At 66.1% G+C, this 12,765-nt stretch carries 11 protein-coding genes; 7 read left to right on the top strand and 4 right to left on the bottom strand.

All coding sequences use genetic code 11. The annotated features are described in order from the left end of the window. The first annotated feature begins 3 nt into the window (after positions 1–3). A complete protein-coding gene (locus LV28_RS41625; RefSeq protein WP_048806557.1) occupies positions 4–1,725 on the top strand; it encodes an ABC transporter permease subunit in 1,722 nt (573 codons plus the stop codon). A gap of 64 nt (positions 1,726–1,789) precedes the next feature. Continuing rightward, positions 1,790–2,701: a 4-hydroxy-tetrahydrodipicolinate synthase gene (gene dapA / locus LV28_RS41620; RefSeq protein ID WP_023597090.1), complete on the top strand. Its 912-nt coding sequence runs from the start codon at positions 1,790–1,792 to the stop codon at positions 2,699–2,701. Between the two features lie 43 nt (positions 2,702–2,744). On the opposite strand, the gene LV28_RS41615 is transcribed toward dapA, so the two are convergent. Continuing rightward, the gene (locus LV28_RS41615) at positions 2,745–3,629 is read right to left on the bottom strand and encodes an IclR family transcriptional regulator (protein ID WP_024788567.1); all 885 of its coding nucleotides are present in this window, start codon (positions 3,627–3,629) and stop codon (positions 2,745–2,747) included. A gap of 150 nt (positions 3,630–3,779) precedes the next feature. Between LV28_RS41615 and LV28_RS41610 the strand changes: the two genes are divergently transcribed. From LV28_RS41610 to LV28_RS41590, 5 genes are all read left to right on the top strand, one after another. After that, a complete protein-coding gene (locus tag LV28_RS41610; protein ID WP_038620336.1) occupies positions 3,780–4,964 on the top strand; it encodes an alpha-hydroxy acid oxidase in 1,185 nt (394 codons plus the stop codon). Between the two features lie 103 nt (positions 4,965–5,067). After that, on the top strand, positions 5,068–5,595 hold the full coding sequence (ppa, locus tag LV28_RS41605) for an inorganic diphosphatase (RefSeq protein WP_023597087.1): 528 nt from the start codon (positions 5,068–5,070) through the stop codon (positions 5,593–5,595). 208 nt (positions 5,596–5,803) lie between these two features. Next, positions 5,804–6,940, top strand: coding sequence for a GNAT family N-acetyltransferase (locus LV28_RS41600; RefSeq protein ID WP_023597086.1), 1,137 nt, complete (start codon positions 5,804–5,806; stop codon positions 6,938–6,940). Positions 6,941–7,240: 300 nt separating this feature from the next. After that, positions 7,241–9,337, top strand: a complete 2,097-nt coding sequence (locus tag LV28_RS41595) for an NAD(+) synthase (RefSeq protein WP_038620338.1) — start codon at positions 7,241–7,243, stop codon at positions 9,335–9,337. A gap of 118 nt (positions 9,338–9,455) precedes the next feature. After that, a complete protein-coding gene (locus LV28_RS41590; protein WP_010805431.1) occupies positions 9,456–9,794 on the top strand; it encodes a P-II family nitrogen regulator in 339 nt (112 codons plus the stop codon). A gap of 197 nt (positions 9,795–9,991) precedes the next feature. On the opposite strand, the gene LV28_RS41585 is transcribed toward LV28_RS41590, so the two are convergent. From LV28_RS41585 to trxB, 3 genes are all read right to left on the bottom strand, one after another. Further along, positions 9,992–10,612 (bottom strand): trimeric intracellular cation channel family protein, encoded by a 621-nt coding sequence (locus LV28_RS41585; protein ID WP_023873488.1) that lies wholly within the window; start codon positions 10,610–10,612, stop codon positions 9,992–9,994. Positions 10,613–10,672: 60 nt separating this feature from the next. Then, entirely contained in the window at positions 10,673–11,350 is a 678-nt protein-coding gene (locus LV28_RS41580) for a Smr/MutS family protein (protein ID WP_023597083.1), read from the bottom strand. Positions 11,351–11,557: 207 nt separating this feature from the next. After that, on the bottom strand, positions 11,558–12,514 hold the full coding sequence (trxB, locus tag LV28_RS41575; RefSeq protein ID WP_023873490.1) for a thioredoxin-disulfide reductase: 957 nt from the start codon (positions 12,512–12,514) through the stop codon (positions 11,558–11,560). Positions 12,515–12,765 lie beyond the last annotated feature (251 nt).

The following is a 12,765-nucleotide window of genomic DNA, read 5'->3' as shown; positions in this document are numbered from 1 at the left end:
CGCATGCGCCCGCTGCTCATGGCCGCGCCGATCGTCATTCTGCTGGCGGTCATGCTGATTTACCCGGTCGGTCAGCTGTTGCTGCTCAGCATTCGTGGCGAAGGCGGCTTCACCCTGGTCGAGTACCAGCGCCTGTTCGCCTCGTCGGTGTACGTGGAAGTATTGCTCATCACGCTGAAGGTCTCGCTCTACACGACCTTCTTCTCGGTGCTCACGGGCTACCCGATCGCCTACCGTCTTTCCACGCTCAACGGTGCGCGCAAGCAGCGCCTGCTGTTCTGGCTGCTGCTGTCGTTCTGGACCAGCTTCCTCGTGCGCACCTTCGCATGGGTGGTGCTGCTCGGGCGCAATGGCGTGATCAACCGCACGTTGCTCGACCTGGGCGTGATCGACGCGCCGCTCTCGCTGCTCTACAGCTTTCCGGCCGTGGTGCTCGGCATGGTGCACGCGCTGATGCCGCTGGCCGTGCTCACGATGCTCTCGGTCATGGAGAACATCGACCGTCGTCTGCCGAGTGCGGCGTCGACGCTGGGCGCACGCCCGGGGACGGTGTTCTGGCGGGTTTACTTCCCGTTGTCGCTGCCGGGCGTGGCCGCCGGCGCGTTGATGGTGTTCGTGACCTCCATCGGCTTCTTCATCACGCCGACGCTGCTTGGCGGTCGTCATGAAACGATGATCACCCAGCTCATCATCGACCAGGTGATGCAGGCGTTGAACTGGGGCTTCGCCGGGGCGATCTCGGTGCTGCTGCTCGCCGTGGTGCTCGCGGTGTTCTTCATCTACGACCGCATGGTGGGCCTCTCGACGATGGCCGGCGGCGCGGGCGACGTGAAGGCTGGCAAGCGACGCGGCGGCTGGACCCGCGTGCTCGGCGAAACGGTGCTCACGGCGCTGGGTCACACGACCGATCTGCTGCTGCGCGCGCTGCCCCGCAGCCAGCGGGAGCAGGGCGATGGATTCGTGTTGCGCGTCGTCGTGTTCCTGCTGGTGGTGTTTCTCGCCGCTCCCGCGCTGCTGATGATTCCGATGTCGTTCGACTCGGCCTCCGGGCTCGCCTGGCCGCCGAAGGGTTTCTCGCTCCAGTGGTACCAGCAGATATGGGATTCCCCGCTGTGGATGCAGGCGGTGACCCGTTCGATGCTGGTGGGCATCGGCGCCGGACTGCTGTCGATGCTGATCGGCACGCCCGCCGCCTTCCTGCTGGTGCGTGGCGGCATGCGCGGCAAGTCGGCCATGCTCGCCTTCGTGCTCGCGCCGATCGTGGTGCCCCGCATGATTCTTGCCGTGGGCGTGTTCTATTTCTTCGCCAAGGTCGGCCTGGTCGGCTCCAGCGTGGGGTTGACGCTAGCGCATACGGTCGTGGCGGTGCCTTACGTCGTCATCACGATGATGGCCGTGCTGCGCAACTACGACACGCGTCTCGATCTGGCGGCCTACAGCCTGGGCGCGCGCCCATGGGCCACGCTGCGTCGCGTGACGTTCCCGATTCTCGGCGCGGGGCTGCTGTCGTCGTTCCTGTTCGCGTTCGCCACGTCGTTCGACGAGCTCACGATCGCGCTGTTCACGTCCGGCGGGCTGTCGACCACGCTACCCAAGCAGTTCTGGGACGAGATCACGATGCAGATCTCGCCGGTCATCGCGGCCGTCTCCACGTGTCTGTTCCTTTTCATTGCCGCACTCATCTGGGTGGCCGAGCGTCTGCGCCGGCGCAGTCTCGCGACCTGATCGCGGGGCGCCGCGCGCGCCGCCCGGACTTTTCCCGTACTCACGAACCACGGACGTTTAACTCATGCTTCGCTCCGAACAACTCAAGGGCATTCTGCCGGCCATTCCCACGCCGGTGAACGCCGACGACACGATTCATTCCGACGCCGCGCGCGCATTGCTGCGCTATCTGCTCAAGCAAGGCATCGACGGCGTGGTGCCGCTCGGCGGCACCGGCGAATACGGGGCGCTCTCGCGCGCAGAGCGCGTGCGCATGGCGGAAATCACCGTGCAGGAAGTCAAGGCCCACGGCCGCGACGTGCCGGTGATCGCCGGCGTGCTCGACCCGGGCTATCACGACGCCATCGGCGCCGGACGCGATTTCGCGGCCGCGGGCGCCGACGGATTGCTCGTGCTCACGCCGTACTACACGAATCCCACGCAAGCCGGCATTCGCGACTACTTCCTGCGATACGCCGACGAATCGCCGCTGCCGATCCTCATCTATGAGATTCCTTATCGCACGCGCATCGCGATTGCGCCGGAAGTGCTGCACGAGCTCTCGCGCCACGAAAACATCGTGGGCATGAAGGCCTGCAACACCGACATGTGGCATTTCCTGCGCACGGTGGCGGGCGTGGACGAGTCGTTTGCGGTGCTCAGCGGCGAAGACACGCTGTTCCCGCTGCACGTGGCGGCGGGGGCGCGTGGCGGTATTGTGGTCACCGCGTCGCTGCTGCCCACGGCATGGCAGCGGATCTTCGCACTCGCGGCCGAGGGCAAGACGGCCGAGGCCCTGGCGGTGCATCGCTCGCTCATTCCGCTCATGAACCTGGCGTTCGCCGAAACGAACCCGGGGCCGATGAAGTCGGTGATGGATCTGATCGGGGTGAATGCGCCGGCGATGCTTGCGCCGCTCGTGCCGCCCGCCGCGGCGCTCTCGAGCGAGCTGCGTGCCGAACTCACGCGTCAATTGGCGATTTTCGAAGGCCGGTGAGGCTTGGCCGGTGTCCGGGTGAGCCCGGACGCCGGACGGCGGCTTACCGGCGGAATGTCGACAGGCGCGATTTGGAGATGGACGTCGCCGCCACCTGAACGTGAGGCGCGAGTTCGGCTTCCACGCGTTCGCGGGTCCAGCGCGAGGTGGGCACCGAGATGTTGATGGCCGCAACGGCCTGTCCGTCGTGATCGGTAATCGGCGCGGCGACCGAAATGTCGCCCATCACGGTTTCGCTCTCGACGATGGCATAGCCCCGGCGAGCGGCAGTCTGGATTCGCTCGAGAAGTTTCTTCTCGTCGATGACCGTGTACGGCGTCATCGGTTCGAGCGGCGTGTTCGCCAGGATTTCCCGCACGCGCGCCTCGGGCAGTCGCGAGAGCATCGCAATGCCCGACGCCGTGAACATGGCCGGCAGCCGTGCGCCGACCACGATACCGATGTTCACGAGGTGCTGGCCCGGAAAACGTGCGATGTACACGATCTCGTGGCCGTCGAGCTCCTGGAGGTTGGTGGTCTCGCCGACGCGCCGGAAGATGTCGAGCAGATACGGCGCGGCCTTCTCCACCAGATCGTTCGCGCGGATGTAGTTGAACGAGAACTGGAGCACTTTCGTGGTCAGCCCGTAAGTGCGGGTCTCCGGCACGCGAAAGAGATAGCCGAGCACTTCGAGCGTATGCACGAGCCGCTGCGTGGCGCTGCGATCAAGCCCGGCGGCTTTGGCGATGTCGCCCAGCGTCATGTAGCGCGCCGGGCCGTCGAAGGCGTGCAGCACCTGAAAGGTTTTTTCCGTCGATCCCACGAAAAGGGACGAACGCGACGTCGATTTGCCGCTACCCGCCGTCCCGGTGGGCGGGGTCGAGGAGGCAGCGGAGGTGTCTTCGGTGCGGCGGGGTGACCGGGTGGACCGGGCGGTCGTGCGCGGCATGGCAGGTACCGGTATGTTCGGATAGTAACGATAGTGATTGTAATGCAATTGTTTGTGAGCGACTAACGATTTGTCCCGTACCGGCAGTGCACTGCCATGCACGATGCACCGCTGCGAGACACCAGGGCGACAAGGAATTTGGGGGAAGCGATGCGGGCATTTTCCTGCGTGGAGGATTACCGGCGGGCGGCGCGGCGGCGGTTGACGAAGCTGGCGTTCGATTATCTGGAGGGCGGTGCCGAAGACGGCGACGCCTTGCGACGCAATCGGGATGCGTTCGGGCAGTGGGGGTTTTTGCCGCGCGTCATGACGGATACGTCGCAATGTTCGGCGGCGACCACGTTCTGGGGCCGCGCGGCCAGTGCGCCGATGGCGGTGGGGCCTACCGGCCTGAACGGTCTGTTCTGGCCGCGCGCGGACGAGTTGCTTGCCCGGGCGGCGGCCGATGCCGGATTGCCGTTCGTGTTGTCGACCGCGTCGACCTCGTTGCTCGAAGACGTGCGCGCGGCGGCTCCCGACGCGCAACTGTGGCTTCAGTTGTATGTCCAGCAGGATCGGCGCATCGCCGAGAGCATGATGCGCCGCGCACGCGAGGCGGGTTTTCGCACGCTGCTGCTCACCGTGGATACGCCGGTGCACGGCAAGCGCGATCACGACGTGCGCAACGGTTTCAAGCTACCGCTACGCGTTACGCCGCGGCTGGTGGCAGATTGCCTGCGGCATCCGCACTGGAGCTGGCAGATGCTGGCCCACGGGGCGCCGCAACTGCGCAATATCGCGAAGAGTGTGGGCGAGCGGGCCGACCTGGCGCGCCATGCGGCCATGCTGAGCCGTCAGATGGACCTGTCGCTCGGTTGGGACGACCTGGCCTGGGTGCGGCGCCATTGGCCGGGCGAAGTGCTCGTCAAGGGCATTCAGACGGTGGACGACGCCCGTCAGGCGCAAGCGCATGGTGCCGACGGCATCGTGGTCTCGAACCATGGCGGCCGGCAACTGGGCAGCACGCTGGCGCCGCTCGAGGCGCTGGAGCCGATCGTGGCGGCGGTGAGCGAGCGAGGCCCGGGCATGGCGGTATTCGTCGACGGCGGCGTGCGGCGCGGGGCCGACGTGGTCAAGGCCGTGGCGCTCGGCGCCAAGGGCGTGCTGCTCGGCCGTGCGCCGTTGTATGGTGTCGCCGCGTGCGGTGCGGCGGGGGCCGCCGGGGTGCTGGCGCTGCTGCTCGACGAATTGCGCACGACGATGCAATTGCTGGGCTGTGCCGGGGTGGACGACCTGACGCCGGCACGGCTGGCCAGGCTGCCGGCGCTACAGGGAGGGCGGGCAAACCCGCTATAATGTTCCGCGCCCGATTGCCGTCGGGCGGCGCGACACCCGGCCGGTCGGCGGGGGGGATGCGCCGCGCGGCGGCACGCCCATTTTCATACACAGGAATGCCATCATGAGCTTCAACCACGTGCCTGCCGGCAAGGACATCCCCAACGATTTCAACGTCATCATCGAAATCCCGGCGCAAAGCGACCCGGTAAAGTACGAAGCCGACAAGGATCTGGGCCTGCTGGTCGTTGACCGCTTCATCGGCACGGGCATGCGCTACCCGGCCAATTACGGCTTCATTCCGCAAACGCTCGCGGGCGACGGCGACCCCGTCGACGCGCTGGTCGTCACGCCGTTCCCGCTGCTGGCCGGCTCCATCGTGCGTTGCCGCGCGCTGGGCATGCTCAACATGACCGACGAATCGGGCGTGGACGCCAAGCTGGTCGTCGTGCCGGTCGACAAGATCTGCCCGATGACGGCGCACATGAAGTCGATCGACGACGTGCCGGGCTACCTCAAGGACCAGATCAAGCACTTCTTCGAGAACTACAAGGCGCTCGAGAAGGGCAAGTGGGTCAAGGTCGAAGGCTGGGAAGGCATCGAGGCCGCTCACAAGGAAATCGTCGACGGCGTGGCCAACGCCAAGAAGTGAGCGTCATGGCTCGCGGGCGGCGCTCGACGCCGCCTTCCGGCATCCGAAAAACCCGGCATCATGCCGGGTTTTTTGTTGCCTGTCTGAAAGCGGCGCCGAGTTCGGCGACAATGGCTGGCGATTCGGTGTCGGCGCGCGATTGGCGCGGGCCGGGCCGGCACAGGGGGTGTCGCGGTCGACACACAGGCAGGCAGACGAGGGGGAAGCGGTGAGCAGCGACGTGGTCATTCGTGTGGTGCATTCGATCGAAGACGTATCGGCCGACGCGTGGAACGCGCTCGCCGGCGGCAATCCATTCGTGCAGCACGCTTTCCTGAACGCCATGCACACGAGCGGCTGCGCGGCCAAGCGCACCGGCTGGCAGCCCGCCTATCTGCTCATGCATGCGGGCGAGCGCCTTGTCGGGGCGATGCCGCTGTATGTCAAATCGCACTCGCGCGGCGAGTACGTTTTCGATCACGCCTGGGCCGACGCGTTTGCCCGCCACGGCCTGGACTACTACCCGAAACTGCTGTGCGCGGTGCCGTTCTCGCCAGTCACCGGACCGCGCCTGCTCGCGCGCACGCATGCCGAACGCGTGGCGCTCGCACGCGGTGCGATCGCTTTCGCCAAGCAGGTCGAGTTGTCATCGATCCACGTGCTGTTCGCGCACGACGACGATCTGGCGGCGCTGACCGAAGCGGGCTACATGCTTCGCGAAGGCGTGCAGTTCCATTGGGAGAACCCGGGGTTCGCCACGTTCGACGATTTCCTCGCGCAGATGAACCAGGAAAAGCGCAAGAAGCTCCGGCAGGATCGACGCCGCGTGCGCGACGCGGGCGTGACGTATCGATGGCTGCGCGGCGCCGACATCGACGACGCGGCGCTCGATTTCTTCTACCGGTGCTATGAGAACACCTATCGCGAGCACTGGAACGCACCGTACCTGAGCCGTGGGTTCTTCGGTGACGTGCATGCCGCGATGCCCGACGCGCTGATGCTCGTGATGGCCGAGCGCGACGGCCGACCGCTCGCCTGCGCGCTGAACGTGATCGGCGGGGACACGATGTACGGCCGCTACTGGGGCGCCACGGACTTCGTCTCCGGCATGCATTTCGAGACGTGCTACGCGCAGGGCATCGAATATTGCATTGCGCATGGACTGCGCAGTTTCGAGGGCGGCGCGCAGGGGGTGCACAAGATGGCGCGCGGGTTGCTTCCCACGCCCACCTGGTCGGCGCACTGGATTGCGGACACACGTTTTGCCGATGCCATCGCCGAATTTCTCGACGCGGAGACGACGGCGATGGATGAGCACATCGGCGAGCTCGAGGCGCATACGCCGTTCAAGCGGCATACGCCGTGACGCATGCCGCCCATGACGACGCCACCGTGGGCGACGACATGTGTGTGGCGGTGTTGCGTCCGCGTGCAAGCGGGACAGCGGGATAGCCGGATAGCGGGATAGCGTGGCGACGATGCATGGCCGGACCGCGGGCGCAGGGCGAACGAGGGCGCTGAAGCGGCGTGGGGCCCGGCAAATCGGGGCCTCGCGTAATATACTGGCGATTCTCACGTCCGCCACTCGCGTCGGGCGGGCGCGCCACGCATGGCCGCTCCGCTTGCCGACGGGCTGGCACACGGGCGATGCCTGGTAGCCGCCGACATGACCAACCGATTCCTCAATCTTTACAATCACGATTTCGCACGCGTGGCCGTTGGCGTGCCGCAATGCCGCGTTGCCGACCCCGCCTACAACGCCGCGCAGACCATTGCGCTCGCCAGGCAGGCCGACGCCGCCGGCGCGGTGCTCGTGGCATTCCCCGAACTGGGGATTCCCGCATACAGCTGCGAAGACCTGTTCCAGCAGCGCGCGTTGCTCGATGCCTGCGACGCCGCGCTCGCGGAGATCGTTTCGGCGAGTCGCGAGCTTGGGGCGGCGCTCATTGTCGGCATGCCGGTGCGCGTGCAGCAGCGCCTGTTCAATTGCGCCGTGGTCGTGGCGCGCGGCCGGATTCACGGGGTCGTTCCGAAGACGTATCTGCCGAACTACAGCGAGTTCTACGAGGCGCGCCAGTTCAACGCGGCGGACGACGCCGGCGTCGACACGGTCATGCTGCTCGGGACAGCCGTGCCGTTCGGATCGCTCATCTTCGAAGCCGCGGACCAGCCGTTGCTGCGCTTTCACTGCGAGATCTGCGAGGACGTGTGGGTGCCGGTGCCGCCGTCGTCGTTCGCCGCGCTCGCGGGCGCCACGGTGCTCGTCAACCTGTCGGCATCGAATGTCGTCGTGGGCAAGTCGGCCTATCGCCATCAACTGGTGGGGCAGCAATCGGCGCGGTGTCTCGCGGCGTATCTCTACACCTCGGCCGGACAGGGGGAGTCGAGCACCGATCTGGCCTGGGATGGCCAGGCGTTGATTTACGAGAATGGCGACATGCTCGCGGAATCGGACCGCTTCGCGAGCGAGTCGCATCTGATTTTCGCGGACGTCGATCTGGAGCGGCTCGCGCGCGAACGGATGCACCAGACGACGTTCGGTGTGTCGGTGCGTCGCCATGCGGACGAAGTGGCGCGGTTTCGCACTGTCGAGGTGGATCTCGGGATCCCGCGCGACGCCGAACTGCCGCTCGCGCGGGCGGTCGCGCGCTTCCCGTACGTGCCGTCCGATGCGCAGCGTCGTGACGAGCGCTGCCACGAGGTCTACAACATTCAGGTCCAGGCGCTGATGCAGCGTCTGGCGTCGTCGAAAATTCAGAAGGTCGTCATCGGAGTGTCCGGCGGGCTCGACTCGACACACGCCTTGCTTGTGTGCGCGAAGGTCATGGACCGTCTTGGCCTGCCGCGCACGAACATCCTGGCGTACACCATGCCAGGCTTCGCCACGAGCGAGCGCACGCTGCGTCAGGCGCGCGAGCTGATGGAGGCGGTCGGGTGCACGGCGCGCGAGATCGATATTCGCCCGAGCTGCATGCAGATGCTCAAGGACCTCGACCATCCGTTCGCCCGCGGCGAAGCGGTCTACGATGTGACCTTCGAGAACGTGCAGGCGGGCGAGCGCACCAATCACCTGTTCCGGTTGGCAAACCATCAGGGCGCCATCGTGATCGGCACCGGTGACCTGAGTGAGCTGGCGTTGGGCTGGTGCACCTATGGCGTAGGCGACCACATGTCGCACTACAACGTGAATGCCAGCGTGCCGAAGACCCTCATCATGCATCTCGTGCGATGGGTCGCGGAAACGGGGCAATTGGGCGGCGCCGCGTCGGCTTCGCAGGCGAAGTCGCCGAAGGGCGCACCGCAGCGCAACGTGCTCATCGACATTCTGGAGACGGAAATCAGCCCGGAACTGGTGCCCGGCAAGGCCAACGGGGCGCCCGAGCAGCGCACCGAGCACTTCATCGGGCCGTACGAGCTGCAGGACTTCAATCTGTACTACACGCTGCGCTTCGGCTATGCCCCGCGCAAGGTGGCGTTCCTGTCGTGGAGCGCATGGCACGACGCCGCGCTCGGATGCTGGCCGGACGAGGGACACGTCGCGCGACACGCCTACGACCTGGTCGCGATCAAGCGCAACCTGCGCATCTTCCTCGATCGGTTCTTCCGCACCAGCCAGTTCAAGCGGTCGTGCATCCCCAACGCTCCGAAGGTCGGCACCGGCGGCTCGCTCTCGCCGCGCGGCGACTGGCGAGCGCCGAGCGACTCGGAGTCGATGGTGTGGCTCGCGGATCTCGACACGGTGCCGGACGATCCGCATGCCTGACACCGCGACCGTGGGTGCGCCGTCATCGGCACGCCCTCCCGGCCCGGTACAATAGCCCGGTGAAGGCTCAGAACCCTCCAACCAAGACAACCAAGACAACCAGGATATCGAGGCGACAATGAAACGCGTAACTGCCATCATCAAACCCTTCAAGCTCGACGAAGTTCGCGAGGCGCTGGCCGAAGTCGGCGTGACCGGCCTGACCGTCACGGAAGTGAAGGGCTTCGGCCGTCAGAAGGGCCACACCGAGCTGTATCGCGGCGCGGAGTATGTCGTCGACTTCCTGCCGAAGATCAAGATCGAGGTCGTGGTGAGCGCCGCGCAGGCGGAGCAGGTCATCGACGCCGTGCTTGGCGCTGCGCGCACCGGCAAGATCGGCGACGGCAAGATTTTCGTGACCGACGTGGAGCGCGTGATCCGCATCCGCACGGGCGAAGAGGGCGAGCAAGCCGTCTGAGGCGCGCGGCGCGACACGCGCCGCTACGCTCGGATCGGTCACGGTGCGCCGGCGGGCATCGGAAATCGGAAGGGCGACGACCGCGTTGGCGGCGTCGCCCTTCAACGTTTGATACCGTCGATTCGGTTTGTATCGCGTTGGAAGCGCGCTAGCGGCGCGTTGGATGTGTGATGGAGGCGGGATCGAAACCGGTGTGTTCAGGATTTGAGCCGGACATCGAACGCGACGGTGATCAGGCGCACGAAGATCACCGACAGCGCGCTGATCGACAAGGTGTAGAGCGGGTCGAGATCGACGTACGTGAGCGCGATGTAGATCCAGCCGCCGACGAAGGCGCATATCGCGTAAGGGCGTGTGTCGCGCAAAACCAGCGGCACCTCGTTGCAGAGGATGTCGCGAATCACGCCGCCGCCCACGCCGGTAATGACCCCCATCATCACGGACATCAGTGCCGACATGTCGGTCTGCAGCGCGAGCGACGTGCCGGATGCGCTGAAGAAGCCAAGGCCGATGGCGTCGGTAATGAGCAGCACGCGCTCGGTCGCCACGCGCGAGACGAGCTTCATGACGCCGGATGTCGAGAGCGAGAGCACCAGAATGATGACCGTGTACCACTGGTGCTGCACCCAGTAGAACGGACGATGGTCGAGCAGCACGTCGCGCAGCGTGCCGCCGCCGAATGCCGTGGCGAAGGCCAGCACGAAGGCGCCGACCGGATCGAGGTGCTGCTTGCGGGCTTCGGCGAACCCCGAGATGGCGCACGAGAATACGGCTATGGCCTCCATCACGGCCAGAATCGTATGCAGCTGGGCGCTCATCTCTTGAATCATCGGCGAATCCCGAGAGTGATACGTCGTGATCGGCGGGGGCGCGTTCGCTTACCCGCGGGGCGCCCTCGTCTGCGCAGCCTGGAGCAATACTACCAGCGCACCGCCGCCGCCGTCGCGTCCTTGCGCCTGCGCCCACGCGAGCACTTCGTTCTTCTGTGCGAGCCAGCCTCGCACCTTGTCCTTGAGCACCGGTTCGCGATTGACCGACCCCAGCCCCTTGCCGTGGATCACGCGCACGCAGCGCAGGCCGCGCTTGACGGCGTCGTGCAGAAACGCGGACAGCGCTTCGCGCGCCTCGTCGCGGCGCATGCCATGCAGGTCGATCTGCGCTTGCACGACCCATTCGCCGCGCTGGAGCTTGAGTACGGCGTCCTGGCTGATGCCGGGGCGGCGGTAAGACAGCCGGTCGTCGGTGTCGAGCAGCGCTTCGGGATCGAACTCGTCGGAAAGCGATTCGAAAAGCACCGCCGCTTCGTCTTCCTGCGTCTGGCGGGCGACGGGCTCGGGCGGGCGACGCGGGTGCTCGACGCGATCGACGGCACCCCTGGCGGCGAGCGGCGCGATGTCGCCGATGCTGTCGCGGAACACATTGGCGTCGCGCCGGGCCTGGGCGGCGCGCTGGGCGGCGGCCAGACGTTCGGCCTCACGCGCGGCCGTCTCCTTCGCGAGCGTATCGCGCAGGGCGGCGAGGTCGCCGAGGCTGAGTTTCGGTGGCTTCTTGCTCATGGGCGTGCGAACAAGGACGAGGGAGGATCAAGCTGGGCGAACGGATCGGTTGGATCCGGTCGCGCCAAAGGTGCCGAGGGTGCCGAGGGTGCCGAGGGTGCCAAATATGTCAACGGCACCACAGGCAGCGGCGCCAAGACCGAATGGCGCCACGGACCAAGCCGCGAGCGCCGGACGGCGAGGGCGCCGAAACATGGCGCGAATGCCTTACTGGTCGAGATTTTCGAGGTAGCGTTGGGCGTCGAGCGCGGCCATGCAACCCGTGCCGGCGCTGGTGATGGCTTGACGGTAGACGTGGTCCTGCACGTCGCCGGCGGCGAACACGCCCGGCACGCTGGTCGCCGTCGCGTTGCCGTTCAGGCCGCTGTGCGTGACGATGTACCCGTTCTTCATCTCGAGCTGACCCTCGAAGATATCGGTATTCGGCTTGTGGCCGATGGCGATGAACACGCCGTGCAGCGCGATGTCCTCGTGCGCGCCGGTCTTCACGTTCTTGATGCGCACGCCGGTGACGCCGGAGTCATCGCCGGTCACTTCGTCGAGCACGTGGTCGTATTTCAGTTCGACCACGCCCTGCTTGGCTTTCTCCAGCAGACGGTCGATCAGAATCGGTTCGGCGCGGAATTTGTCGCGACGGTGGATCACGGTCACCTTGCTGGCGATGTTCGCCAGATACAGCGCCTCTTCCACGGCCGTGTTGCCGCCACCGACGACGCAAACTTCCTTGCCTTTGTAGAAGAAACCGTCGCACGTGGCGCAGGCGGACACGCCGCGACCCGAGAATGCCTCTTCGGACGGCAGGCCCAGGTACTGGGCCGAGGCGCCGGTGGCGATGATCAGGGCGTCGGCGGTGTATTCGCCGGCGTCGCCGATCAGGCGCAGCGGGCGCTCGTTCAGGTGCACCGTGTGGATGTGATCGAAGATTATCTCGGTGTTGAAGTGCTCGGCGTGGGCCTGCATGCGGGCCATGAGTTCGGGGCCTTGCACGCCGGTCGGGTCGCCGGGCCAGTTCTCGACGTCCGTGGTGGTCATCAACTGGCCGCCCTGGGCGATCCCGGTGATCAGCACGGGGTTGAGGTTGGCGCGCGCGGCATAGACGGCGGCGCTGTAGCCGGCGGGGCCGGAACCGAGAATCAGGACTTTTGCGTGCTTGGCGACGGACATGGACGGACTCACCGGAAAGGGGGTAGGGGCTGGCGCCGGAACGGATCCGGCGCAAACCCACATTATAAAGGGCCGACGTCGTTTCGTTGATGGAGCCTTGCAATCGACGCGATAGCGAAGGACCGGATCGGGGCCTACGCGAGCGCCGGAAGCCGGGCGGCGCGTTGCGGGAAGTCCCGGCGTTACTGCTTGTCACCTTTTCCTGCATTAACGAATGTAATAGTTGTTTACAATGGAGCCTTGCCGCGCGG

Source organism: Pandoraea pnomenusa, from assembly GCF_000767615.3.
GTDB classification, from domain to species: domain Bacteria; phylum Pseudomonadota; class Gammaproteobacteria; order Burkholderiales; family Burkholderiaceae; genus Pandoraea; species Pandoraea pnomenusa.
Note: the sequence above shows the minus strand (reverse complement) of the source record. Positions and strands in the feature narration are given on the sequence as shown.